The following is a 24,691-nucleotide window of genomic DNA, read 5'->3' on the forward strand; positions in this document are numbered from 1 at the left end:
AGTCCGCCGCTACCGGGTCGGCATCTGCTGCCGGTACTGCTCCAGCGCCGGGGCGGTCTTCGTCGCCACAAACTCCGTGATCGAGTACTCGCACACCCCCGCCACGCTGAACGGATCGCTCTTGGTGATCTCCTCGATCTTCGCCCGGTCGTCGCCCACCGCCAGGATGACCCCGCCGTCCCGCGGCACCTTGCGGCCGGAGACGACGAAGACACCGGACGCGTAGTGCGCATCCAGCCAGGCGACATGCTCCGCGTGCGCGGCTTCCACGCGCTCCAGGGGCGCGATGTAGGTCAGCTCCAGTACGAACATGATCGACAGGCTACGTCGCCGCGGGAGCCCGTCCCGTAACGTGCCGCGTTATGAATGACAAGTCCGACGATCTGCCCCCCGACTGGCCCACCACCGAGGCGGCGGCGCTCGCCGTCCAGGACCGGCTGCGCGGCCGCGTGGTGCTCGGCGAACCGGGCCCGCGGCCGGGCGCGCCCCTGGTGGCGGTGGGCGTCGACGTCGCCTACGACGACGAGCGGGATGTGGTCGCCGCCGCGGCCGTCGCACTCGACGCGCAGACCCTCGAGGTGGTCGGGGAGGCGACGGCGGTCGGCCCGGTGGCCTTCCCCTACATACCCGGCCTGCTGGCGTTCCGCGAGATCCCCACGGTGCTGGCCGCGCTGGGGCGGCTGACCGCCGAGCCGGGGCTCGTCCTCTGCGACGGCTACGGTCTGGCGCACCCACGCCGCTTCGGCCTGGCCAGTCACCTGGGGGTGCTCACCGGACTGCCCGCCATCGGCGTGGCCAAGAACCCCTTCACCTTCCGGTACGAGCAGCCGGGGCCGGACCGCGGCGACACCTCGCCCCTGCTGGACGGCGACCAGGAGGTCGGCCGCGCGCTGCGCACCCGGGCGGGCGTCAAGCCGGTCTTCGTCTCGGTGGGGCACCGGGTGGACCTCGACACCGCGTGTACCCAGGTGCTGTCCCTGACACGCGGCTTCCGGCTGCCGGAAACGACGAGGCTGGCGGACGCACTGTGCCGCCGTGCCCTGGCGGACGCGGTGCGCTGACGCGTACCGTCGGCCGCCGGCGGTACCCGCACCGGCCAGCGCACCCGACCACAAAGAGGTGGCCCGACGATGCCCCAGCCGACCGGCGTGATCCCACCCCTGTGCACCCCCCTCACCCCCTCCGGCGACATCGACACCCGCTCCCTCGCCGCCCTCGTCGAGCATGTGCTCGCCGCGGGGGCGGCGGCCGTCTTCGCCCTGGGCACCAGCGGCGAGGCCGCCCACCTCACCGACGCCCAACGCCGCACCGTGCTGCACACCGTCGTCGAGGCCGTCGCCGGCCGGGCCCCGGTGCTGGCGGGCGTCATCGACATGACCACCGCCCGGGTCCTCGACCAGGCCCGCGCCGCCGCGGCCGGCGGCGCGGACGCCCTGGTGGCCACCGTCCCCTTCTACACCGGCACTCACCCCACCGAGATCGCCGATCACTTCCGCCGCATCCGCGCGGGCGTGGACCTGCCCCTGGTGGCCTATGACATCCCCTCGGCCGTCCACACCGGACTGCCCGCCGCCACCCTGCTCGCCCTCGCCGAGGACCGCACCCTCACCGGGCTCAAGGACAGCAGCGGCGACCTCGGCGCCCTGCGCCGCCTGCTGGTCGCCCTGCGCGAGCGCGGCCTCGGCGACACGTTCTCCGTACTGACCGGCTCCGAGCTGACGGTCGACGCGGCGCTGCTGGCCGGTGCCCATGGCGTGGTGCCCGGGCTGGGCAACGTCGACCCCGCCGGATACGTCCGGCTCCACGAGCATGCGCGAGCGCACCGCTGGGCCGAGGCGGCCGCCGAACAGGACCGCCTGGCGGCCCTGTTCGCGCTCGTCGAGGCCGGTGATCCGGCCGTCATGAGCGGTGGCGCCGCCGCGATCGGCGGCTTCAAGGCCGCCCTGCGGCTGCTCGGCGTCATCGACTGCCCCGCCACCGCCGTCCCCCGGCAGCCGCTGTCCGACGCCGCCGTGCGGGCGGTACGCGCCCGCCTGACGGCGGCGGGCCTGCTCTGACGGTGCCCGGGGCTAGCGTGTAAGCCCATTCGACACTGCACCCCGGAGGCACCTATGCCCACTCCTCTCAAGGCTCGCGCGAGAATCCGCGAGTTCGCGCTCTCGCTCCCCGGTGCCGTCGAGGAGTTCCCCTGGGCGGAGGGCGCCGCCGTCAAGGTCAACAAGAAGATCTTTGTCTTCCTGGGGGCAGAGGGAAACGCCGAGACCCCCGGCATCAGCGTCAAGCTGAAGAACGAGGAGGCTCACGACCATGCGCTCGCCGTGCCCGGCGCGGCCCCCACGGGATACGGGCTGGGGAGGGCGGGCTGGGTGTCCATTCCGCTGAGCGGGCGGAGCGCGCCGGTCGAGTTGCTGTGCGACTGGGTCGAGGAGAGCTATCGGGCCATCGCGCCCAAGCGGCTCGTCGCCGAACTCGACGCGTAGGTGACCTCACGGCCTTGTCCTCGGAGCGTCCCAGGCGAGCGGAGCGAGGCCGCGCAGGGCCTGCCACCGGGAGGACCGTACGAGGGCGGCGGCCCGTGTCGTGGAGGAGCGGTCGACGCTCGTCCGCCACTTCCGGTCGGTGAAGGACCTGGCCTCCAGCGCGGCCACTCTCGCCCTCAGGCGTTCGTGTTCCGGGTCGTCAGAGCTTCGTACGCGGCTCAAGGCAGCGCGGGCATCGGCCAGTTCCCTCGCCCGGCCGGCCAGTTCATGGGTATGACCCCGCAGTTCCCTGGCCGTGATGTGCAGAAGGCTGTTGGCGTCGATGTCCAGCTCGACTTCGATCAGCGGAGTGTGCCGAGGGTGTTGGGGCAGATCCGAGATCTCGAGGACCGCGAGCGTCCTGTTGTCCGCGGCGGTCGGGCTCTCGCCCTCGACGACGTGCACGGTCATGGTGGTCCGGCCGTTCCCGCTCGTGGCGGCGAACGCCCAGCGGCGAGCGGGGATCGTGGTGTTCCGTTCGATCACCTTCAGCACGGTGCCGTCATGGGTCTCGAAGCCGAACGAGGCCGAGACCACGTCGAGGAGCAGCACGTCCTCGAAACCCCCGGTGAGCACGCCTCCCTGGAGGGCGGCACCGGTGACGATCCCCTCGGGGATGAGACCCCGATAGGGCCGTCTGCCACCGGTGAGCTGTCGCACCAGCTCACCGATCGCCGGCATCCGCGTGGCCCCGCCGGTCAGGATCACCTGGTCGAGCTCGGAGTGCTGTATCCCGGCGTCACGGATGGCCTGTTCGACGGGCCGACGGCAGCGCTCCAGCAGATCCTTGGTCAGGTGCTCGAACTCGGCGCGTGTCAGGGTCTCTTCGAGGTGCACGGGGAAGGCCGCTGTGGAGGCCAGGAAGGGCAGGCGGATGGTGGCGCTGCTCGCCGACGACAGTTCCACCTTTGCCGCCTCGGCCGCCTCCAGGAGTCGTTGGCGCGCCGGGATGTCTTGTGCGAGGTCCGCACCGTATCCGTCCCACATCCGGCGCAGCAGGTGCTGGACGATCCGCTCGTCCCAGTCGTCACCGCCGAGATGGCTGTCGCCGCAGGTCGCCTTGACCTCGGCCACACCGTAACCGACCTCGATGAGAGTGACGTCCAGGGTACCGCCGCCGAGATCGAAGATCAGTACGGTGGCTTCTTCATCCCTGTCCAGCCCGTAGTTCAGCCCGTACGTGATCGCCGCGGCGGTCGGTTCGTTGACCATCCGGCCCACGATGAGCCCGGCCCGGCGGGCGGTCTCCTTCAGTGCCGCTCGCTGGACCAGATCGAAGTTCGCCGGCACCGTCATGACCGCCTGCCGGGGTGGTTGGCCCGCGTATGCCTCCGCGTCCTCCCGCAGCCGCCGCAGGATGAGCTCTGCGGCATCTTCCGCCGTCAGCCGCACCGTTCCTCGTGTGATGCTCCAGTCCGTGCCCAGCCGCAGTTTCACGGACCGCACCGTGTAGTCGGGGTTCGCGATCGCCTGGCGCTTGGCAGCCGTACCCACGAGGATTTCTCCGTCTGCCGTGATGGCCACCAGACTTGGCGTCGTGAGGGCGCCTTCCGCGTTGGGGATCAGGCGTACATCCTCGTCCTCGAGGAGCGCGATCGACGAGTTCGTCGTGCCGAAGTCGACGCCCACCACCGGACCCGAGCTCCCGACGGGCCGGCGGTGCGCCGGGGGACGGGCGGGCCGTGGCGCCCGCGCCGTGGGTATCTCGCCCAGTCCGCGTTGGTGCCACAACCGCCGTGCGCGGTGGGCGACTTCGCGGTCCGCGTCGGCGACGAGGCCGAGCAGTGCCGCCCTGGCCGCGTCCCGGGTCGGTTCGCGGACGCTGCCGAGCAACTGCTCGACGAGGTGGAGGGAGCCGATGCGCTTCCAGGGCTGGACGTCGAGCACCGCGGCCCGCATCTCGGCGAGCTGGTCGACATCGCCGTGCCGGGGGCTGCGGGCCAGATAGATCGTGCCTTGGGCGCTGTCCACGCTGAGCGTGGGGGTCTGGCCGGCGATGCGCTGCCGTACCTGTTCGTGCACGTAGTCGTAGAGCTCGTCGACGGAGACGAGGCCGTCGCCGTCCAGGTCCGCGGAGCCGTCCCGCAGGCCGCGGACCACAGCCGAGGTGAACACGGACGGCTGGGCGGGAGCACGGCTGTAGCGGACGTCCTGCTCGCCCTCATGGGCGTACTGCAGAGCGGTGGAGGCGGTCAGGACGACGCGGCCGTTGCCCGCGAAGGGCTCGGCGATGTCGACAGTGGCCGTCCCGGCATCGCGCCGCAGCGCGTTCAGGGTGAACGCCCCGCTGTAGCAGCAGTCCAGGAGGACGACGATGCGCCGGGAGCGGCTGTCGCCCATGAAGGTGCCGACCTTGTCCGCCGCGACAGCGGTGGAGCCGGGGTAGTCGCGCTCGGTGTCGCGCATGACGAAGTAGAGGCGGTTGCGGATGTCCTTCCAGCCGTGCAGCGACAGATGCAGCAGGAGCAGGTCGTCGCGCCCGGCCCGGGTGAAGAAGGACTCCAGCGCACGCATCGCCGCTCGCTGATCGGCGTCGACGAGGGTTCCGACCTCGAAACCGCCGACGTCCGGATCACCCAGGACCGCCTCCAGCTCCGCGGCATCCGCGGCGGCGGACGGCAGGGTGGTGAAGTGGCCGTCGTCATAGTTGCTGTTGGCGATGATCAGGGCGCGGTTCGCCACGGCGGTCACTCCCCGTGGCGGCGGAGGAACTCCTCCAGTGCGCGCTGCTGCACCTCGTCGGAGACCACGGTCAGTTCGATCTCGTCGTCACCGAGCTTCAGCCGGACGGTGCCGGAGCGCCTGCGCTTCACCCAGTCCTGTACGAGGCCGACGAGCACGGGCAACAGTGCTCCACTGCCGCCGACACCGATCAGCAGAGTGCCCAGCTCCAGCGAACCCGTGCCGCGGGTGCCCGGGGGCGGCGGGGGCTGCGGAGCACGGTCGATGCTCGGCAGGTCGAGCCCGCGCAGCTCCTCGATCAGGTACTGGAGTTGCTCTTCGGCGTACTCGGGGTCGTCGTCTCCCGTGTCGAGCACGAGCCTGACCGGAATATCTGCTGACGTCACGACACCCATGCTGTACGACCGGCGACGGCGCTTCAACACACAGCGACAAGAAGGGTCCGCCGAGCGCGCCCCGCCCGGGACTTGTGCAAACTGGAACACGTTCTTAGCATCGCGAGTGTTACAGCAGTCTTGTCACATGACGCCATATGACGTGGGCACACGACCTGGGGGCCGGATGGCCGGGACGGCACCGAGGACAGCACCCGAGGCGGCGCCGGGGAGCGGCCCGCTCGCCGGAGTGCGGGTGGTCGAGCTCGCGGGGATCGGGCCCGGCCCGTTCGCCGCGATGGTCCTGGCCGACCTGGGCGCCGATGTGGTGCGCGTCGATCGCCCCGGCGGCCCCGGCCTGCACATCGATCCGCGCTGTGACATCACGAACCGCAACAAGCGCTCGGTGGTCGTCGATCTCAAGTCCCCGTCGGGGCCGCGGACCGTGCTCGACCTCGTCGGGCGCGCCGACGTCCTGCTCGAGGGCTACCGCCCCGGCGTGGCCGAACGCCTCGGCGTCGGTCCCGGGCCCTGCCTCGACCGCAACCCCGCGCTGGTGTACGGCAGGATGACCGGCTGGGGCCAGCAGGGCCCCCTCGCCCGCACCGCCGGGCACGACATCGGCTATATCGCCATCACCGGGGCACTGGGGCTCACCGGGGCGGCCGACGGCCCGCCCCACGCACCGGCCAACCTCCTCGGCGACTACGCGGGCGGCTCGCTCTACCTCGTCATCGGCGTGCTCGCCGCCCTCCAGCACGCCCGTGCTACCGGCACCGGGCAGGTCGTCGACGCCGCCATCGTCGACGGCACCTCCCATCTGACCGCCATGCTGCACGCGTTGACGGCGGCGGGCAGCTGGCAGGACCGCCGCGAGGCCAACCTCCTCGACGGCGGCGCGCCCTTCTACGGCACCTATGAGACCTCCGACGGCGGCCATATGGCCGTGGGTGCGCTGGAGCCGCAGTTCTACGCCGAGTTCACCCGGCTGCTGGGCATCGAGGCCGTGGCCGCCGCCCGTGACGACCTCGCGCGCTGGGAGGAGCTGCGCACCGCGATCGCCGAGCGCTTCAGGCAGCGCACCCGCGCCGAGTGGACCGAGGTGTTCGCGGGCTCGGACGCGTGCGTGGCCCCCGTACTGTCCCTGCGCGAGGCACCCCGGCACCCGCACCTCGCCGCACGCGGCACCTTCACCGACCACGGCGGCATCACCCAGCCCGCCCCCGCCCCGCGTTTCTCCCGCACCCCCGGCTCCCTGCGCCGCCCGCCCGCACTGCCGGGCGCCGACACCGCCGAGGTCGCCCGGGACTGGGGCGTCGACTCCCTTGACCAGAAGGGTCATCAGCCATGAAGCGCCAGCTCTTCGCGCCGGAGCACCAGGCATTCCGCGAGACGGTACGGACCTTCCTGGCCAAGGAGGTCACCCCGCACCACGAGCAGTGGGAGAAGGACGGCATCGTCTCCCGCGACGCCTGGCTCGCGGCCGGACGGCAAGGGCTGCTCGGCCTGGCCGTCCCCGAGGAGTACGGTGGCGGGGGCAACCCCGACTTCCGCTACAGCGTCGTGCTCGCCGAGGAGTTCGTCCGGGCGGGAGCCGCGGGCTTCGCCGTCGGACTGCACAATGACATCGTCGGCCCCTATCTGACCTCGCTCGCCACCGAGGAACAGAAGCGGCGCTGGCTGCCCGGCTTCTGCGCCGGTGAGACCATCGGCGCCATCGCCATGACCGAGCCGGGCGCCGGTTCCGACCTCCAGGGCATCCGGACCACGGCCACCGACCACGGCGACCACTGGCGGCTGACCGGCTCCAAGACCTTTATCTCCAACGGCATCCTCGCCGACCTGGTCATCGTGGTTGCCAGGACGACGCCGGAGGGCGGGGCGAAGGGTCTCGGCCTGTTCGTCGTGGAGCGGGACCGGGCGGGCTTCGAGCGCGGCCGCAACCTCGACAAGATCGGCCAGAAGGCCCAGGACACCGCCGAGTTGTTCTTCGACGAGGTGCGCGTGCCCAAGGAGAACCTGCTCGGCGAGGTGAACGGCGCCTTCGTCCACCTGATGAACAACCTTCCCCAGGAGCGGCTGAGCATCGCCGTCGCCGCCATTGCGGCGTCCGAGCACCTGCTGGAGATCACCACCCGGTATGTCAAGGAGCGCGAGGCATTCGGCCGCCCGCTGGCCAAGCTGCAGCACATCCGCTTCGAGATCGCCGAGATGGCCACCGAGTGCGCCGTCACCCGCACCTTCCTGGACCGCTGCATCGTTGACCACGACCGGGGTGAACTCGACGCCGTGCACGCCTCGATGGCCAAATGGTGGGCGACCGAACTGCAGAAGCGGGTGGCCGACCGCTGTCTGCAACTCCACGGCGGCTATGGCTATATGGCCGAGTACCGGGTCGCCAAGGCCTTCACCGACGGCCGCGTCCAGACCATCTACGGCGGCACGACCGAGATCATGAAAGAGATCATCGGCCGTTCCCTCCTTGCGTGACCCACTCCCCGAAAGGCTTTCGACCGTGAGCACCGAAGCGTACGTATACGACGCGATCCGCACCCCGCGCGGTCGCGGCAAGGCCAATGGCGCCCTGCACGGCACCAAGCCCATCGACCTCGTGGTCGGCCTGATCCATGAACTCCGGCGCCGTTTCCCGGGCCTGGACCCCGCCGCCATCGACGACATCGTGCTCGGCGTGGTCAGCCCCATCGGCGAACAGGGCTCCGACATCGCCAGGATCGCCGCCATCGCGGCCGGACTGCCGGACACCGTGGCGGGCGTCCAGGAGAACCGCTTCTGTGCCTCCGGCCTGGAGGCCGTCAACCTGGCCGCCGCCAAGGTCCGTTCCGGCTGGGAGGACCTGGTCCTCGCGGGCGGTGTGGAGTCGATGTCCCGGGTGCCGATGGCCTCCGACGGCGGCGCCTGGTTCGGCGACCCCATGACCAACCTCGACACCGGATTCATCCCCCAGGGCGTGGGCGCCGACCTGATCGCCACCATCGGCGGCTTCTCCCGCCACGACGTCGACTCCTTCGCCGCCCGCTCCCAGGAACTCGCCGCCGCGGCCTGGAAGGAGGGCCGCTTCGACCGCTCCGTGGTGCCGGTGCGCGACCGCGCCGGTCTGGTCGTCCTCGACCGCGACGAACACTTCCGCCCCGGCACCACCGTGGAGACGCTCGCCGCCCTCAAGCCGTCCTTCGCCACGGTCGGCGATCTGGGCGGCTTTGACGCGGTGGCCCTGCAGAAGTACCACTGGGTCGAGAAGATCGACCATGTCCACCACGCCGGCAACTCCTCCGGCATCGTCGACGGCGCGGCCCTGGTCGCCATCGGCAACCGCGAGGCCGGCGAACGCCATGGGCTGACGCCCCGGGCCCGGATCGTCTCCGCCGCGGTCTCCGGTTCCGAGCCCACCATCATGCTCACCGGACCGGCCCCGGCCACCCGCAAGGCCCTCGCCAAGGCCGGGCTGACCATCGACGACATCGACCTGATCGAGATCAACGAGGCCTTCGCCGCGGTGGTGCTGCGCTTCGCCCGGGAGATGGGAGCCGATCTGGAGAAGATCAATGTCAATGGCGGTGCCATCGCCCTGGGCCATCCGCTGGGCGCCACCGGCGCGATGCTCCTGGGCACCGTCATCGACGAGCTGGAGCGGCGGGACCAGCGCTACGGCCTGATCACCCTGTGCGTGGGCGGCGGCATGGGCATCGCCACCGTCGTCGAGCGCCTGTGACGCCCCGTCCGCACGCCCACCACACACCTTGGAGACCCCGAACATGAGCGACAGCGCCATCCGCTGGGAGCAGGGCGGCGACGGCATCGTCACCCTCGTCCTGGACGACCCCCATCAGTCCGCCAACACCATGAACCGCGCCTTCCAGGCGTCGTTGACCGCGACCGCCGACCGTCTGGAGGCCGAGCGGGCGGGCATCCGCGGGGTCATCGTCACCTCCGCCAAGAAGACCTTCTTCGCGGGCGGCGACCTGCGCGAGCTCATCGCCGTCACCCGCGACCAGGCCGGGCCCGTGTTCGAGACGGTCCAGACCGTCAAGCGCGATCTGCGCCGCATCGAGACCCTGGGCGTGCCGGTGGTAGCCGCCATCAACGGCGCCGCCCTCGGCGGCGGTTATGAGATCGCCCTGGCCTGCCACCACCGCATCGCCCTCGACGCCCCCGGCTCCAGGATCGGCCTGCCCGAGGTGACCCTGGGCCTGCTCCCGGGCGGCGGCGGGGTCACGCGTACGGTACGCCTCCTCGGCATCACCGACGCCCTGCTCAAGGTCCTGCTCCAGGGCAACCGGTACGACCCGCGCCGCGCCCTGGCGGCGGGGCTCGTCCACGAGGTGGCGGACTCGGCCGACGACCTGCTCGGCAAGGCCCGCGCTTTCATCGAGGCCCACCCCGAGTCCCGCCAGCCCTGGGACACCGACGGCTACCGGATCCCCGGCGGCACCCCGGCCAGTCCGCGCTTCGCCGCCGACCTCCCGGCCTTCCCGGCCAACCTGAAGAAGCAGACCGCGGGCGCCCCCTACCCCGCGCCGCGCAACATCATGGCCGCCGCCGTCGAGGGCTCCCTGGTCGACTTCGAGACCGCGCAGACCATCGAGTCCCGCTACTTCGTGGACCTGGTCACCGGCCAGACCGCCAAGAACATGATCCAGGCCTTCTTCTTCGACCTCCAGGCCGTCAACGCGGGCCGCAGCCGCCCCTCGGGCACCGAGCCGCGCCGGGTGCGCAAGGTCGCCGTCCTCGGCGCCGGGATGATGGGCGCGGGCATCGCCTATGCCTGCGCCCGCGCGGGCATCGAGGTGGTGCTCAAGGACGTCTCGATCGACAACGCCCGCAAGGGCAAGGGCTACTCCGCGGGGCTCCTGGACAAGGCACTGGCCAAGGGCCGGACCACCGAGCGCAAGCGAGAGGAACTCCTCGCCCGCATCACTCCGACCGCCGACCCGGCCGACCTGGCCGGCTGCGATGCCGTCATCGAGGCCGTCTTCGAGGACCCGGCCCTCAAGCACAAGGTCTTCCAGGAGATCCAGCACCTCGTCGAGCCGGACGCCCTGCTGTGCTCCAACACCTCCACCCTTCCCATCACCCTGCTCGCCGAGGGCGTCGAGCGCCCGGCCGGCTTCGTCGGCCTGCACTTCTTCTCGCCCGTCGACAAGATGCCGCTGGTCGAGATCATCAAGGGCGAGCGGACCGGTGACGAGGCCCTGGCCCGCGCCTTCGACCTGGTCCGCCAGATCCACAAGACACCGATCGTGGTCAATGACTCGCGGGGCTTCTTCACCTCACGCGTCATCGGCCGCTTCATCAACGAGGGCGTCGCCATGGTCGGCGAGGGCATCCCCGCCGCTTCGGTGGAACAGGCCGCCGCCCAGGCCGGGTACCCCGCCAAGGTGCTGTCCCTGATGGACGAGCTGACCCTCACCCTCCCGCGCAAGATCCGCGAGGAGACCAGGCGGGCGGTCGAGGCGGCGGGCGGCACTTGGACCGCCCACCCCGCCGACGCCGTCATCGACCGCATGGTCGACGAGTTCGGCCGCCCGGGCCGCAGCGGTGGCGCGGGCTTCTACGACTACCCGGACGGCGAGCGGGCCGGCCTGTGGCCGGGCCTGGCCGAACACTTCGGGTCGGCGGACGCCTCGATCCCCTTTGCGGACATCAAGGAGCGGATGCTCTTCGCCGAGGCCCTGGACACGGTCCGCTGCCTGGAGGAGAACGTCCTCACCTCGGTCGCCGACGCGAACATCGGCTCCATCCTCGGCATCGGATTTCCGGGCTGGACGGGCGGCGCACTGCAGTACATCAATGGATACCGGGGCGGCCTGCCCGGCTTTGTGGCGCGGGCCCGCGAACTGGCGGCGGCCTATGGCGAACGCTTCGATCCGCCCGCGTCATTGGTGGCGAAAGCGGAACGGAAAGAGCCGTTCGGCGACTGACGGGAATAGTTCCGGCCATGGCCGACGCTGTCGTTCTCGCATCATCAACCACGAGTCATAAGGAATACCCGTGAGCGAGACCCGTACCGTCGTCGAAGAATTCTTCCGGCGCGTGGGCAGCGGTGACTTCGACGGCCTGGCCGAGCTGATCGCCGACGAAGTCGACTGGAACATCTATGGTGCCGAGGTGGTGCCATGGGCCGGGCGGCGCACCAGGCGGGCCGAGGCCGTCGAATTCTTCCGGACGCTCCCCGACCACCTGGGGAGAGATGAGTTCACGGTGCAGCATCTGCTGGTGGACGGAGATCAAGCAGTGATCATCGGCCATATGCGGCAGGTGGTGAAGGCGACGGGCAAGATATTCGACTCGCCCTTCGCCTTCCACCTCTCGGTGGAGAACGGCAAGGTCGTCCGCTACATCACCTTCGAGGACAGCCTCGCCCTCGCCCGGGCCTTCAACGTGGCCTGAGCTGCTTCGTCATCGGCCGGGTCCCGGAGTTCTGCCGGGCCCGGCGATGTGATCAGTCACCCTTCGACGGCGGGACAAGTGTGTCGTAGGGTCCGGTAGGTGAAGAGACATCTGGAGTTCGAGCACCTCCACAACTTCCGTGATATGGGCGGCTATCACACCGCCGATGGCCATTCGGTGCGCTGGAACCAGCTGTTCCGGTCCGATTCTCTCGGCAAGCTGCAAGGGGCGGACCGGGAGCGCTTCCTGGAACTCGGTGTGCGCACGGTCATCGACTTGCGCTATCCCTGGGAGATAGCGGCCAAGGGCGCCGTTCCCGAATACGAGGGACTCCGCTACCACAACCTCAGCATTGAGCACCGCCCTTATGACCAGGCGGAGACCGACCCCGGCATCGACCCCTGGCGTTTCCTCGCCGACCGCTATGCGGAAGTCGCCGAAGACGGAGCCGGGGAACTCCGCACCGCCCTGGAGGTCATCGCCTCCGACGACAGCGGCCCCCTGGTGTTCCACTGTGCTTCGGGCAAGGACCGAACGGGGCTGCTGGCCGCGCTGGTCCTCGCCCTGCTGGGCGTTTCCGAGGATGACATCGTCGCGGACTTCGCACTCACCGAACTCGCCACGGACCGGCTGGTCGCCGACTGGAAGGCTGCCCATCCGGACCGGGTGTTGAAGTGGCCCGCATATGGCCGGGCCCCGGCGGACATCATGCGTCTCTTCCTTGCCGATCTGACGACCGCATACGGTTCGGTGCACGGCTATGCCATCGACCGGCTCGGGGCCGATGACGCGCTGATCGGCCGGCTCCGCAGCCAACTCCTCGACTCCGGAAGGTCCGTGTGAACAATCCGATTGAGCTGGTCATCTTTGACTGCGACGGAGTGCTGGTCGACAGCGAACCCATTGCGGCCCGCATCAATGTGCGCATTGGCGCGGAGCTGGGCTGGCCATTGACCGAACAGGAGGTCATCGAGCGGTTCCTGGGCCGCTCCAGTACGTCCATCGGCGCGGAGGTCGCGGCCCAGCTGGGGCCCCATGCGGCGACCGTCTGGGGAGAGCGGTTCGAGGCCCTGCACCGGGAGGCGGTCGACGCGGAACTGACCGCCGTCGAGGGAATCGCCGAGGCCCTCGACGAGATCGGCCTCCCCACCTGCGTCGCCTCCAGCGGCACACACCAGAAGATGCGCCACACACTGGGCAACACCGGCCTGTACCACCGCTTCGACGGCCGGATATTCAGCGCCACCGAGGTCGCCCACGGCAAACCCGCCCCCGACCTGTTTCTGCATGCGGCGGCCACCCTGGGGGTCCCGCCCCGGGCCTGTGTGGTGGTCGAGGACAGCAAATACGGTGTGCGGGCGGCCCGCGCCGCGGGAATGCGCTCCCTGGGTTATGCGGGCGGTCTCACCCCCGCACACTGGCTCGAAGGGCCGGACACCGTGGTCTTTGACGACATGCGCAAACTCCCGGCCCTGCTGGGGGAGTTCTCATGAGGACGACGACCGGTACCGCCGGATATGGCGAAGAGGCCGACAAGCTCGCCCGGCAATATGAGAGCGTGTCGTTCTCCGAGGTGCACAGCGAAACGATCCATCTGTTTCCCGCAAAACCCAGCCGGATCCTGGACATCGGCGCCGGCACGGGCCGCGACGCGGCCGCCCTGGCCGACCTGGGTCACGCGGTCGTCGCGGCGGAGCCCACCCCGGAACTCCGCGCCCACGCACAACGCCTCCACCCGGCCCAGGACATCGACTGGGTCGACGACGCCCTGCCCGAACTGCCGGCCCTCAGCGGCCGCGGTGAGCGCTTCGACCTGATTCTTCTCACTGCCGTCTGGATGCACCTGGACCGCGTGCAGCGGCGGTCGGCCATGGAGCGCATGGCCGCCCTGCTCGCTCCCGGGGGACGCGTGGTGATGTCCCTCCGCCATGGCCCGGTGCCCGTGGGGCGGCGGATGTTCGATGTATCGGCGGAGGAAACGATCGCACTGGCCGCGGACTTCGGCCTCGAGGTCGTCCACCACAGTGGGGGAGCGGACCACCTGGGCCGCGGGGAGGTTCGCTGGAGCTATCTCGGACTGCAGCGCTGCGAGGCGTAGGCCGGGTCCACCGCAACGGAGTCAACTGCCGCCGCGCTCCGCATCGGCTCCGTAGGTCTGTTGCAACTCCTCCTTCAGCGACCGCTGGAAGGCGGTCACCAGTGCCTGCACCACCAGCGGCTGCATATGCGCCGAGAGGGTCTTCATCGTCTCGACCTGCTCGGGGTCCGTCTCCCGCTCCCGGTAGGGCTCCCACACCTGCCGGTGGAAGAGCTGGGCCAGCTCGTGGGCCGTGGCGCGGGCGTGTTCCAGCAGCACCTTGCGGGCGGCCAGGATGGTGTCCAGGGCCATGGGCACATTCAGCAGCTGGATGCCGACGCCCAGCAGGCCCGGGTCCACCCGGAAGGCGCCCTCGGCGGCCCGCTCCAGCACGTTCATGGCGGCGAGCCGGTCGAGGTCATCCTCGGTGAGGGGGCGGCCCGCCCGGTGCTCGAGCCGGCGGAGCGTGGTCTCCTCGGCCCGGTCCGGGGCCCAGGAGGCCACCACCGCACGGTGGATGGCGAGGTCATGGGGGCTGAGATCGTCGGGAAGGTGCCGCAGATAGCGCTCGATGGCGGCGAGGGTGAGGCCCTGGTGCTGCAGCTCCTCGATCAGGGCGAGCCGGGAGAGGTGGCCGGGGCCGTAGCGACCGACGCGGCGGGGGCCCAGCTCGGGTGGGGGGAGGAGGCCACGGGTGCTGTAGAAGCGGATGGTGCGTACGGTCAGGCCGGCCCGGGCGGCCAGTTCATCGATGGTGAGGTGGGGTTCCTCGGTGTCCATGGCCATGGGCTCAACAGTATGGGTGGAGCACCGGTGCTGTGAAAGCCGGTGTTGCGCGGGCAGGCACCTCTACATATAGTTGGTTGTGGCCAACCAACCAATTGAGCGGGAGCTGCGCAGTGGCGACGGACGAGGTCACGGACCGGGTGGCGGTGGCCCTGGCCACCATCGGGAACTGGATGTTCTCGCCGGTGAACCGGCGCCGCATCATGGCCGACTCCGGGCTGGACCTCTCCCTGGGGGACTACACCCTGCTCGCCCAGCTCTCGCTGCGCGGGCCGGCGCGGCTCTCCGTGATGGCCCAGCTCATGGAGGTCGACAAGTCCACGCTCACCCCTCCCGCGAAGCGTTTGGAGGCGCGGGGGCTGATAGAGCGTTCTCCCGATCCCACCGACGCGCGGGCGCAATTGGTGACGGTGACCACCGCCGGTCGGCTGGCCATAAGGAAGTTGAAGGAAGCCCGGACCACGGCCATCGCCGAATTGATGGCCGAGTGGGGCGTTCCCGATGTCGAGCATCTGGCCGGTGGCCTCGAAGCACTCGCGGGTGAGATCAGAAAACGAGGGTACTGAGGGGCATTCGCCGGGCCGGGCACCATGAAAAAGGGGAAGCGAAATGGCAGCACAGGCAGGGGCGTTGGTGGCAGGCGCCACCGGTCTGCTCGGTCGTGAGATCGTGGGCCACCTTCTGGACCGGGGACAGGCCGTGCGGGCGCTGGTTCGGCCGGGGGCCGAAGGCGACCGGAAGAAGGCTCTCGACGCCTTGGCGGAGCGGGGAGTCGAGCTGGTGGAGGGTGACATCACGGACCCGGTGGACCGGCTGGCCGCCGCCCTGGAAGGGGTGTCGGTCGTGGTGTCGGCGGTCCAGGGCGGTCCGGATGTGATCGTGGACGGGCAGGAGAATCTGCTGCGGGCCGCCGAGCGGGCCGGGGTCGCCCGGTTCCTTCCGTCGGACTTCGCCATCGACATGTTCAAGCTCGACTTTGGCGACAACTTTATGATCGATATGCGGAAGCGGGCGGCCGAGCGGTTCGAGGGAAGCCCGGTCACCGTGGTCTCGGTGCTCAACGGGGCCTTTATGGAGGTGATGACGACCTTTATGCAGATCGTGGACTGGGAAAAGGGAACCTTCTCGCACTGGGGCGACCCGGACCAGCCGATGGACCTGACCACGATCCGCGATTCGGCCGCGTACACCGCTGCCGCCGCGCTCGACCCGGCACTTTCCGGCGGGCCGGTCCGCTTCGCCGGGGAGGTCGCCTCGATGCGCCAGTTCCATGCCGCCGTCGAGCGCGGCTCGGGCCGGAAGCTCGAACTGCGGACCCTGGGCACGGCCGATGAACTGAGGGCCGAGATCGAGCGTCAGTCGCAGCTGACCCAGAACCCCTTCGACTATGTGGCACTGCAGTACCAGTGGGGCATGGTGTCCGGGAAGGCCAAGTTCGACGTCCTGGACAACGACCGTTATCCGGAGGTCAAGCCCGTGCCGGTGGAGGAATTCGTGCGCGACACCGCGCCGGGCGCCTGACCTTCGGTGCCCGCCGTACTCCCCAACCCCCGGGGGAGTACGGCGGGCCCGGGGCGGATCAGTGCCGGTGCGAGTCCAGCGCGTCCTGGATCTTCTTCCAGGACTTGGGCTGGGCGGGCTTGGCGGAGGCCGCGAGGCTCTTGGCACCCTTGCCGCTCTTGAGCGACCGGCCGATGCCCGCCTTCGCGGCCGCGGCCGCGGACGGCTTCGAGGTGGTGAACAGCCAGGTGTCGAAGAGCTTCTGCAGCGGCTTGCCCGAGGTCTGTTCGGCGAACTTCACAAAGTCCTGGACCGAGGCGTTGCCATAGCGGTTCTTGGCCGTCCAGCCCTTGAGGATGTCGAAGAACACCTTGTCCCCGACCTGGTTGCGCAGGGCCTGCAGGGCGATCGGGCCGCGCTGGTAGACGGCCGCGTCGAACTGCTTGTCCGCGCCCGGGTCGCCCGGCTTGACCTTCCAGAAGGGGGAGTCCGCCGGATAGAGGGCATAGGTGTAGTCGGCCAGTTCCTGCGCGGTGCCCTCGCCCTCCTTCTCGGACCACAGCCACTGGGCGTAGGAGGCAAAGCCCTCGTTGATCCAGATGTCCCGCCAGTCGTGCACCGAGACGCTGTCGCCGAACCACTGGTGCGCCAGCTCATGCACCACGACCGAGACATTGGCGCCATTGCCGAACTGTGCGGGGCTGTAGAACGGGCGGGTCTGGGTCTCCAGCGCGAAGTGCGTGGGCACATGGGGCACATAGCCGCCGGCCGCGGTGAACGGGTACGGGCCGAAGACCGTGCTCTCCCAGTCGAGCACCTCGGTAGTGCGCTCGATGCTGGCCTTGGCCGAGTCGTAGTTGTCGCCCAGGTCCTTGCTGTAGGCGTTGACCACCGGCAGGCCGTTGGCGGTGGTGTCCGTGGTGATGTCGAACTTGCCGACGGCCAGCGTGGTCAGATAGCTGGCCTGGGGCTTGGTGGAGCGCCAGTTGTAGCGCGTCCAGCCCAGCTTGGAGGTCTTGGAGGCGAGCACTCCATTGCTGATCGCCTGGACGTTGTCGGGGACCGAGACCGAGATGTCGTAGGTGGCCTTGTCGCGCGGGTGGTCGTTGCTCGGGAACCACCAGGCCGCCGACTCCGGCTCCTGGGCCGCGACCCCGCCGTCCGGGGTGCGCTGCCAGGCCGAGAAGCCCTTCACTTTCACGGTGGAGGGAGTGCCGCTGTAGCGGACCACGATGGTGACCGACTTGCCCGAGGGAAGGGCGGCGGAGGGAGTGACCTCCAGCTTGTGGACCCCGGACTTGGTGAAGGACGCCTTCTTCCCGTTGACCAGGACCTCGTTGACATCGAGCAGGAAGTCCAGGTCGAAGCGGGACAGGTCCTGGGTGGTGACGGCGGTGAGGGTCGCCGTGCCCTCGAGCCGGTCGGTGCTCGGCTGGTACTTGAGCCGCAGGTCGTAGTGGGAGACGTCATAGCCGCCGTTTCCGGCGTCCGGGTAGTAGGAGTCGCCGATGCTCGGCGCGCCCGGCGTGGCATCGGCGGCCGAGGCCGGGACGGCCACCATCAGGAAGGCGGCGGCAGCGGCGGCGCTCGGAACGAGAAGTCTGTGACGCACGGGACACTCCAACTCATAGGGGGCGGAAGATCGTTCGCTGACCGCAGCCTATGTACTCACCGATGGTGCGGGTATGTCCATGGCCAATCCCGACATGTGATCGACATGTGCCTGTCATCGGTATGGTTCAGGCCACACGGGCCCGACTGGGCGGAGAACAGGCGGTAGCCGACATCTGCCGCGTTTTCAATTACCACTGTATTCACAGGAGTTGACTGACGTATCTTGCCGCCGTGTTGAAACCTGTGCGGGATACCCGCCTTCGTTGGACGACCCTTGTCCTGACGGCAGTGGCAGCGCTGCTGGCCGTCCTCACCTCACCCCCGGGCGTGGTCTATGCCAAGCCCGCTCCGAGACATGCCGCCGAGAGCGGTGAGAGCAGCCCCGTCTACTCCTACGACAACGCGATACGCGAGTCGGTGTGGGTGGAGGCCAAGACCGGCGCCGACCGCACCGACCGGGTGGCGGTGGACATCATCCGGCCACGGGAAGCCGCCGAGCAGGGGCTCAAGGTGCCGGTCATCATGGACGCCAGCCCCTACTACGCGCTCGCGGACGCCGGACGGGGCCCCGAGAAGCAGCTGAAAACCTACGACTCCCAGGGCAAACCCGTTCAGTTCCCGCTGTTCTACGACAACTACTTTGTGCCCCGCGGCTACGCCGTCGCCCTGGTCGACATCACCGGGACCAACCGCTCCGACGGCTGTGAGGACGTGGGCGGCCAGTCCGAGATCCAGTCCGGCAAGGCGGCCATCGACTGGTTCAACGGGCGGGCGCGGGCCTTTGACTCACGCAGCGGCGGCAATGAGGTCGACGCCGACTGGAGCACTGGCAATGTGGGCATGGTCGGCAAGAGCTGGGACGCGGCCGCCGCCAACGGGGTGGCTGCCACCGGGGTCGACGGGCTGAAGACCATCGTCCCGATCTCGGGCGTCAGCTCCTGGTACGGCTACTTCTTCTACAACGGCGCCCGCCACAACACCGAGGGCCCCGAGGGGCAGGCCCGCTATGTCGAGACTCCCGAGCGGGTGGCGCAGTGCCAGGATGTGCACCGCAAACTCATCGAGGGCGCACCGAGCGACGGCAGTTGGACCGATCTCTGGTCCGAGCGGGACTTTGTGAAGGACGCGGGCAAGATCAAGGCCAGCGTCTTTCAGGTGGCCGGGCTCCAGGACCTCAATGTGCGTACCCATCACCTGAACAAGTGGTGGGACGCGCTGGCCGCCAATGGTGTGGAGCGCAAGATCTGGCTGTCCACGGCCGGGCATGTGGATCCGTTCGACTTCCGGCGTGCGGAGTGGGTGTCCACCCTGCACCGGTGGTTCGACCACTATCTGCTGGGCTATGACAACGGCATCGACCGGGAGCCGATGGCGGACATCGAGCGCGCTCCCGACCAGTGGACCACCGACGCCGTCTGGCCGCCGAGCGACACCACGGCGACCACCCTGCGGCCGGCGGCGGGTTCCGCCGCGGGGGTCGGCAAGCTGGGCATCGAGACGGCGCCGTCCGGTGCCACCGCCGAGTTCACCGATGACCCCAAGCTCGGTGAGAAGGACTGGGCGGCGCGGATCGACCAGCCGACGCCGAGCAAGGCCGGGTTCACCACCCAGCCGCTCACCAAGGACCTTCGGGTGTCCGGTCATGGGACGGTGACCCTGCGGGTCGCTCCGTCCACCAACTCGGCGACCCTGTCGGCCGTTCTCGTCGATCTCGGCCCGGCCACCATCCGTGACTATTCCTCGGGTGGCGGTGTCACCATGCTGGACGAGAAGGACTGCTGGGGCAGCGGCAACGCCGGTGACACCGGCTGCTTCAAGAAGGCGGCCACCAACAAGGCTCAGGTGGACTACACCATCTTCAGCCGTGCTTGGGCCGACCTTGGCCACCATGCCGGTGACCAGCGTGAGGTGACTCCGGGTCAGCCTTACACCATCACGTTCGACTTCGGTACGGCCGATCATGTGGTTCCGGCCGGTCACCGGCTGGGCCTGATCGTGGCCGGTACGGACAACCCGCTCGTCGAGCCGGCGACCACGACACCCAAGCTGACGGTCGACCTGGCTGCAACCTCGGTCGACCTGCCGATCGTCGGTGGCTACTCGTCCTTTGCCGACGCGACGAGGGGCGTCCTGCACCAGCCTTCCACTGCCAACCACCCCTTGCGTGGTGCCGGTACTCCCACCGCCACCCGCCTGAAGTGACCATCGGGGTGGCCTCTCTCCCCTGGAGGCCACCCCTTCGGCCCCGCTCGGAGCGAAGACGCCGTACTGCATCGGTCACCCCAACTCGGAGCGGAACGAGGATCGTTGGCGAGCACGAATCTATGTCCCCACCGGGGTGGTGAGCGCGTTCCCGGGCCGTTCCGCCGAATAGTTTGTCAGGTCGGGTTCCGGAGGCCGTGAATCCGGATGAGCGTCCGGCTCAGCGAATCAACCTCCCCTTTAATCACAGGAGTTGACTGGCGTATCTTGCCGCCGTGTTGAAACCTGTGCGGGATACCCGCCTTCGTTGGACGACCCTTGTCCTGACGGCAGTGGCAGCGCTGCTGGCCGTCCTCACCTCACCCCCGGGCGCGGCCTATGCCAAGCCCGCTCCGAGACATGCCGCCGAGGGCGGCGAGAGCAGCCCCATCTACTCCTACGACCGTGCCATCCGGGAGACGGTCTGGGTGGACACCGGGATCGACGGCGCCGGGACCGGCCGTACGGACCGGGTGGCCGTGGACATCATCCGGCCCCGCGAGGCGGCCGAACAGGGCCGTCAGGTCCCGGTGATCATGGTTGCCAGTCCGTACTACGAGTCCGTCGGACGCGGCGGCGACAGCCAGACCAAGACCTACGACGCCCAGGGCAACCCGGTCCAGTTCCCCCTCTACTACGACAACTACTTTGTGCCCCGCGGCTATGCTGTGGCACTGGTCGATGTGGCCGGAACCAACCGCTCCGACGGTTGTTTCGATGTCGGCGGCCGCTCCGACACCACGTCGGCCAAGTCCGTCATCGACTGGCTCAACGGACGGGCACCCGGCTATGGCGCTCGTACCGGCGACAACGGCGTGGAGGCCGACTGGAGCACCGGCGCCGTGGGCATGATCGGCAAGAGCCAGGACGGAACCATCGCCAATGCGGTGGCCGCCACCGGGGTCGAGGGCCTGAAGACCATCGTCCCCATCTCGGCCATCAGCTCCTGGCACGGCTACTTCTTCTACAAGGGCGCCGCCCACAATGACGGCGGCCCCGTCTGGCAGGCCGACTACGTCGAGAGCGCCGCGGCCAAGGCCCGCTGTGCGTCCGTCCATCGCCAACTCGTCGAGGGTGCGCCCCGCAACGGCAACTGGACCGAGTTCTGGGACCAGCGGGACTATGTGAAGGACGCGAGCAAGGTCCGGGCCAGCGTCTTCGCCGTGCACGGTCTGCAGGACCTCAATGTGCGCACCCAGCATCTGGGCCGGTGGTGGGACGCGCTGGCCGCCAATGGTGTGGAGCGCAAGATCTGGCTGTCCACGGCCGGGCATGTGGATCCGTTCGACTTCCGGCGTGCGGAGTGGGTGTCCACCCTGCACCGGTGGTTCGACCACTATCTGCTGGGCTATGACAACGGCGTCGAGCGGGAGCCGACGGCGGACATCGAGCGCGCCCCGGACCAGTGGTCCACCGAGCGCGCCTGGCCGGCGGGTGACGCCCGGACGACCACCCTGCATCCGGCCGCGGATTCCGTCCCGGGAGCCGGCAAGCTGGGCGTCGAGGCGGCTCCCTCGGGCGCCACCGCGGAGTTCACCGACGATCCCAAGCTGAAGGAGACCGACTGGGCGGCGCGCATCGATCAACCGACGCCGGACAAGGCCGCTTTCACCACTCAACCGCTCACCCAGGACCTGCGACTGTCCGGCTCCTCGAAGGTGAAGCTGAAGGTCACCCCGTCCACCAACTCGGCCACCCTGTCCGCCGTGCTGGTCGATGTGGGCCCGGCGGTCATCCGCGACTATGCCGCGGACGGCTCGGGCATCACCACTCTGCCCGACAAGGACTGCTGGGGCAGTGGTAACTCCGGTGACACCGGATGCTTCAGGAAGACGGCCACCAACAAGGCGAAGGTGGACTACACCGTGTTCAGCCGTGGTTGGGCCGACCTCGGCCACTACGCGGGCGACCAGCGTGAGATAACGCCGGGCAAGCCGTATTCCCTCACTCTGGACCTCGGGGCGGCCGACCATGTGGTCCCGGCGGGCCACCGGCTGGCCCTGATCGTGGCCGGCACGGATGCCGGGCTGGTGGACGCGCCGACCACCAATCCGAAGCTGACGATCGATCTGCACAGCACCTCGGTCGGCCTGCCGCTGGTCGGCGGTTACCCGTCCTTCGACGGTGCGACGAAGAGCGCCAAGCGTCAGCCTTCCGCGGTTGGCCATCCGTTGCGTGGTGTCGGCATTCCCGCCGACACCCGTTTGAAGTGACCACCGGGGTGGCCTCCCGCTCTTGGAGGCCACCCCTTCGGCCCCGCTCGGAGCGGAGACACCGTGCCGCATCGGTCACTCCAGCTCAACACAGAAAGAGAATCGTTGGGAAACGCGAATCTATGTCCCCACCGGGGTGTTGAGCGTGTTCCCGGGCTGTCTTGCCGAGTACTTTGTCAGGTCGAATTTCGGAGGTCATGAAGCCGGCTGAATATCCGGCTCAGTGAATCAACTTCCCCTTTAATCACAGGAGTTAACTGGCGTATCTTGCCGCCGTGTTGAAACCTGTGCGGGATACCCGCCTTCGCTGGACGACCCTTGTCCTGACGGCAGTGGCAGCGCTGCTGGCCGTCTTTGCCGCACCACCGGGCGCTGCCCACGCCAAGCCCGCCCCCGGACATGCCGCCGAGGGCGGCGAGAGCAGCCCCGTCTACTCCTACGACAACGCGATACGCGAGTCGGTGTGGGTGGAGGCCAAGACCGGTGCCAACCGCACCGACCGGATCGCCGTGGACATCGTCCGGCCACGGGAAGCCGCCGAGCAGGGGCTGAAGGTGCCGGTCATCATGGAGACCAGCCCCTACTACGGGATGCAGGGGGTGGGACGGGGACCCGACAACCAGGTGAAGACCTATGACGCCCAGGGCAAGCCGGTCCAGTTCCCGCTCTTCTACGACAACTACTTTGTGCCGCGCGGCTATGCCGTGGTGCTGGTCGACCTCGCCGGAACCAACCGCTCCGAAGGCTGTACCGATGTCGGTGGTCAGTCCGACATCCAGTCCGGCAAGGCGGTGATCGACTGGCTCAATGGCCGGGCCCGCGCCTTTGACGCCCGGGCCGGCGGCAGTGACGTCGACGCCGACTGGACCACCGGCAAGGTGGGCATGATCGGCAAGAGCTGGGACGGAGCCATCGCCAACGGGGTGGCCGCCACCGGGGTCGAGGGCCTGAAGACCATCGTCCCCATCTCCTCCCTCACCTCCTGGTACGGCTACTTCTTCTACCGGGGCGCCGCGCACAACGACGAGGGTCCCGAGGGACAGGCCCGGTATGTAGAGACCGCCGAGACAACGGCTCGTTGCCAGGACGTCCACCGTCAACTCATCGAGGGCGCACCCCGCAACGGCAACTGGACCGAGTTCTGGGACCAGCGGGACCATGTGAAGGACGCGAGCAAGATCCGTGCCAGCGTCTTTATGGTGAACGGGCTGCAGGACCTCAACGCGCGTACCCAGCACCTGGACAAGTGGTGGGACGCGCTGGCCGCAAATGGTGTGGAGCGCAAGATCTGGCTGCACACGGGCGGCCATCTGGACCCGTTCGACTTCCGGCGTGCGGAGTGGGTGTCCACCCTGCACCGGTGGTTCGACCACTATCTGCTGGACTACGACAACGGTATCGACCGCGAGCCGATGGCCGACATCGAGCGGGCGCCCGACCAGTGGACCACCGACCAGGTCTGGCCGCCGAGCGAGACCCGGACGACCACGCTCCGTCCGACGGCGGGCCCGGTCGCGGGGGTCGGCAAACTGGGAGCCGAGACCGCTCCGGCGGGCACCACCGCCGAGTTCACCGACGACCCCAAGCTGGGCGAGGCCGACTGGGCGGCGCAGGCCGACCGTTCGACCCCCGGCAAGGTCGCCTTCAGCACCCAGCCGCTCACCCAGGACCTGCGGCTGTCCGGCCATGGAAAGGTGACCCTGAAGGTGGCCTCGTCCACCAACTCGGCCACGCTGTCCGCCGCGCTGGTCGATCTCGGCCCGGCCACCATCCGCGACTACTCGACCAAGACCGGCTCGGGCATCTCCCTCCTGCCCGAAAAGGACTGCTGGGGCAGTGGCAATACCGGTGACGACGGTTGCTTCAGGAAGACCGTCGCCAACAAGGCTCAGGTGGACTACACCATCTTCAGCCGTGGTTGGGCCGACCTCGGCCACTACGCCGACGAGCAGCGTGAGGTGACTCCCGGCCGGCCGTACACCATCGGCCTCGACCTCGGCACGGCCGACCATGTGATCCCGGCCGGTCACCGGCTGGCCCTGATCGTGGCCGGCACGGACACTCCGCTGGTCGACGCCCCGTCCACGACCCCGAAGCTGACGGTCGATCTGCAGAACACCTCGGCGAGCCTGCCGCTGGCCGGGGGATACCCGGCGTTCATCCGGGCGACCCAGGGTGCGGAGCCCGCACCGGGCCGGGCGGGCCGGCCGCCGCACGGGCTGCGCATTCCGTCCGTGACGCACCTGCCGTGACGGACGGGCGGGACCGGGGGCAGGC

Annotated in this window: 21 protein-coding genes; 16 read left to right on the forward strand and 5 right to left on the reverse strand. The window is 69.3% G+C overall.

Annotated features, from left to right (window positions below; translation table 11 throughout):
- Window positions 1-9 precede the first annotated feature (9 nt).
- Window positions 10-312: a YciI family protein gene (locus ABCR83_RS07445; protein ID WP_462694028.1), complete on the reverse strand. Its 303-nt coding sequence runs from the start codon at window positions 310-312 to the stop codon at window positions 10-12.
- A gap of 50 nt (window positions 313-362) precedes the next feature.
- Here ABCR83_RS07445 and ABCR83_RS07450 point away from each other — a divergent pair, with 50 nt between their 5' ends.
- The 3 genes from ABCR83_RS07450 to ABCR83_RS07460 all read left to right on the forward strand — a co-directional run bounded on the left by ABCR83_RS07450 (window position 363) and on the right by ABCR83_RS07460 (window position 2,480).
- Window positions 363-1,061, forward strand: coding sequence for an endonuclease V (locus ABCR83_RS07450; RefSeq protein ID WP_462694029.1), 699 nt, complete (start codon window positions 363-365; stop codon window positions 1,059-1,061).
- Window positions 1,062-1,130: 69 nt separating this feature from the next.
- Window positions 1,131-2,057, forward strand: a complete 927-nt coding sequence (locus ABCR83_RS07455) for a dihydrodipicolinate synthase family protein (protein WP_462694030.1) — start codon at window positions 1,131-1,133, stop codon at window positions 2,055-2,057.
- A gap of 54 nt (window positions 2,058-2,111) precedes the next feature.
- Window positions 2,112-2,480, forward strand: coding sequence for an MmcQ/YjbR family DNA-binding protein (locus ABCR83_RS07460; protein WP_462694031.1), 369 nt, complete (start codon window positions 2,112-2,114; stop codon window positions 2,478-2,480).
- Between the two features lie 6 nt (window positions 2,481-2,486).
- Here ABCR83_RS07460 and ABCR83_RS07465 read toward each other — a convergent pair whose 3' ends face one another.
- Window positions 2,487-5,201 carry a caspase, EACC1-associated type gene (locus ABCR83_RS07465; protein ID WP_462694032.1) on the reverse strand — a complete coding sequence of 905 codons (2,715 nt, stop codon included), beginning with the start codon at window positions 5,199-5,201 and terminating at the stop codon, window positions 2,487-2,489.
- A gap of 5 nt (window positions 5,202-5,206) precedes the next feature.
- A complete protein-coding gene (locus tag ABCR83_RS07470) occupies window positions 5,207-5,587 on the reverse strand; it encodes an effector-associated constant component EACC1 (protein ID WP_462694034.1) in 381 nt (126 codons plus the stop codon).
- Window positions 5,588-5,762: 175 nt separating this feature from the next.
- Here ABCR83_RS07470 and ABCR83_RS07475 point away from each other — a divergent pair, with 175 nt between their 5' ends.
- The 8 genes from ABCR83_RS07475 (at window position 5,763) to ABCR83_RS07510 (ending at window position 14,081) form a co-directional block, all read left to right on the forward strand.
- The gene (locus ABCR83_RS07475; protein WP_462694077.1) at window positions 5,763-6,926 is read left to right on the forward strand and encodes a CaiB/BaiF CoA transferase family protein; all 1,164 of its coding nucleotides are present in this window, start codon (window positions 5,763-5,765) and stop codon (window positions 6,924-6,926) included.
- A complete protein-coding gene (locus ABCR83_RS07480) occupies window positions 6,923-8,065 on the forward strand; it encodes an acyl-CoA dehydrogenase family protein (RefSeq protein WP_462694035.1) in 1,143 nt (380 codons plus the stop codon). Before ABCR83_RS07475 ends, ABCR83_RS07480 begins: the two co-directional genes overlap by 4 nt.
- A 25-nt stretch (window positions 8,066-8,090) precedes the next feature.
- Window positions 8,091-9,305, forward strand: coding sequence for an acetyl-CoA C-acetyltransferase (locus ABCR83_RS07485; RefSeq protein WP_462694036.1), 1,215 nt, complete (start codon window positions 8,091-8,093; stop codon window positions 9,303-9,305).
- 43 nt (window positions 9,306-9,348) lie between these two features.
- On the forward strand, window positions 9,349-11,514 hold the full coding sequence (locus tag ABCR83_RS07490; protein WP_462694037.1) for a 3-hydroxyacyl-CoA dehydrogenase NAD-binding domain-containing protein: 2,166 nt from the start codon (window positions 9,349-9,351) through the stop codon (window positions 11,512-11,514).
- A gap of 70 nt (window positions 11,515-11,584) precedes the next feature.
- Window positions 11,585-11,983, forward strand: a complete 399-nt coding sequence (locus ABCR83_RS07495; protein ID WP_462694038.1) for a nuclear transport factor 2 family protein — start codon at window positions 11,585-11,587, stop codon at window positions 11,981-11,983.
- Window positions 11,984-12,082: 99 nt separating this feature from the next.
- Complete coding sequence (locus tag ABCR83_RS07500) at window positions 12,083-12,826, forward strand: tyrosine-protein phosphatase (protein WP_462694039.1); 744 nt, start codon at window positions 12,083-12,085, stop codon at window positions 12,824-12,826.
- Window positions 12,823-13,476, forward strand: coding sequence for an HAD family hydrolase (locus ABCR83_RS07505; protein WP_462694040.1), 654 nt, complete (start codon window positions 12,823-12,825; stop codon window positions 13,474-13,476). Before ABCR83_RS07500 ends, ABCR83_RS07505 begins: the two co-directional genes overlap by 4 nt.
- Entirely contained in the window at window positions 13,473-14,081 is a 609-nt protein-coding gene (locus tag ABCR83_RS07510; protein ID WP_462694041.1) for a class I SAM-dependent methyltransferase, read from the forward strand. Before ABCR83_RS07505 ends, ABCR83_RS07510 begins: the two co-directional genes overlap by 4 nt.
- Window positions 14,082-14,102: 21 nt before the next feature.
- Here the strand turns inward: ABCR83_RS07510 and ABCR83_RS07515 are convergent, their stop codons facing one another.
- Complete coding sequence (locus ABCR83_RS07515) at window positions 14,103-14,846, reverse strand: MerR family transcriptional regulator (protein WP_462694042.1); 744 nt, start codon at window positions 14,844-14,846, stop codon at window positions 14,103-14,105.
- A 113-nt stretch (window positions 14,847-14,959) separates the two neighbouring features.
- Between ABCR83_RS07515 and ABCR83_RS07520 the strand changes: the two genes are divergently transcribed.
- Window positions 14,960-15,412 carry a MarR family winged helix-turn-helix transcriptional regulator gene (locus ABCR83_RS07520; protein ID WP_462694043.1) on the forward strand — a complete coding sequence of 151 codons (453 nt, stop codon included), beginning with the start codon at window positions 14,960-14,962 and terminating at the stop codon, window positions 15,410-15,412.
- A gap of 43 nt (window positions 15,413-15,455) precedes the next feature.
- The gene (locus ABCR83_RS07525) at window positions 15,456-16,367 is read left to right on the forward strand and encodes an NmrA family NAD(P)-binding protein (protein ID WP_462694044.1); all 912 of its coding nucleotides are present in this window, start codon (window positions 15,456-15,458) and stop codon (window positions 16,365-16,367) included.
- A 58-nt stretch (window positions 16,368-16,425) separates the two neighbouring features.
- Here ABCR83_RS07525 and ABCR83_RS07530 read toward each other — a convergent pair whose 3' ends face one another.
- Window positions 16,426-17,958, reverse strand: a complete 1,533-nt coding sequence (locus ABCR83_RS07530) for a M1 family metallopeptidase (RefSeq protein ID WP_462694045.1) — start codon at window positions 17,956-17,958, stop codon at window positions 16,426-16,428.
- Window positions 17,959-18,239: 281 nt separating this feature from the next.
- On the opposite strand from ABCR83_RS07530, the gene ABCR83_RS07535 reads away from it, so the two are divergent.
- From ABCR83_RS07535 to ABCR83_RS07545, 3 genes are all read left to right on the forward strand, one after another.
- Entirely contained in the window at window positions 18,240-20,162 is a 1,923-nt protein-coding gene (locus ABCR83_RS07535) for a Xaa-Pro dipeptidyl-peptidase (protein WP_462694078.1), read from the forward strand.
- Between the two features lie 323 nt (window positions 20,163-20,485).
- On the forward strand, window positions 20,486-22,414 hold the full coding sequence (locus ABCR83_RS07540) for a Xaa-Pro dipeptidyl-peptidase (protein ID WP_462694079.1): 1,929 nt from the start codon (window positions 20,486-20,488) through the stop codon (window positions 22,412-22,414).
- A gap of 332 nt (window positions 22,415-22,746) precedes the next feature.
- Window positions 22,747-24,666 carry a Xaa-Pro dipeptidyl-peptidase gene (locus ABCR83_RS07545; RefSeq protein WP_462694046.1) on the forward strand — a complete coding sequence of 640 codons (1,920 nt, stop codon included), beginning with the start codon at window positions 22,747-22,749 and terminating at the stop codon, window positions 24,664-24,666.
- The last annotated feature ends 25 nt before the right edge of the window (window positions 24,667-24,691 follow it).

It is taken from the genome of Streptomyces xingningensis, assembly GCF_054957865.1.

What these genes read in the sequence shown, in the direction of transcription:
- ABCR83_RS07445 (WP_462694028.1), bottom strand. Translation starts at nt 312, where the DNA reads ATGTTCGTACTGGAGCTGACCTACATCGCGCCCCTGGAGCGCGTGGAA.
- ABCR83_RS07450 (WP_462694029.1), top strand. Translation starts at nt 363, where the DNA reads ATGAATGACAAGTCCGACGATCTGCCCCCCGACTGGCCCACCACCGAG.
- ABCR83_RS07455 (WP_462694030.1), top strand. Translation starts at nt 1,131, where the DNA reads ATGCCCCAGCCGACCGGCGTGATCCCACCCCTGTGCACCCCCCTCACC.
- ABCR83_RS07460 (WP_462694031.1), top strand. Translation starts at nt 2,112, where the DNA reads ATGCCCACTCCTCTCAAGGCTCGCGCGAGAATCCGCGAGTTCGCGCTC.
- ABCR83_RS07475 (WP_462694077.1), top strand. Translation starts at nt 5,763, where the DNA reads ATGGCCGGGACGGCACCGAGGACAGCACCCGAGGCGGCGCCGGGGAGC.
- ABCR83_RS07480 (WP_462694035.1), top strand. Translation starts at nt 6,923, where the DNA reads ATGAAGCGCCAGCTCTTCGCGCCGGAGCACCAGGCATTCCGCGAGACG.
- ABCR83_RS07490 (WP_462694037.1), top strand. Translation starts at nt 9,349, where the DNA reads ATGAGCGACAGCGCCATCCGCTGGGAGCAGGGCGGCGACGGCATCGTC.
- ABCR83_RS07510 (WP_462694041.1), top strand. Translation starts at nt 13,473, where the DNA reads ATGAGGACGACGACCGGTACCGCCGGATATGGCGAAGAGGCCGACAAG.
- ABCR83_RS07515 (WP_462694042.1), bottom strand. Translation starts at nt 14,846, where the DNA reads ATGGCCATGGACACCGAGGAACCCCACCTCACCATCGATGAACTGGCC.
- ABCR83_RS07525 (WP_462694044.1), top strand. Translation starts at nt 15,456, where the DNA reads ATGGCAGCACAGGCAGGGGCGTTGGTGGCAGGCGCCACCGGTCTGCTC.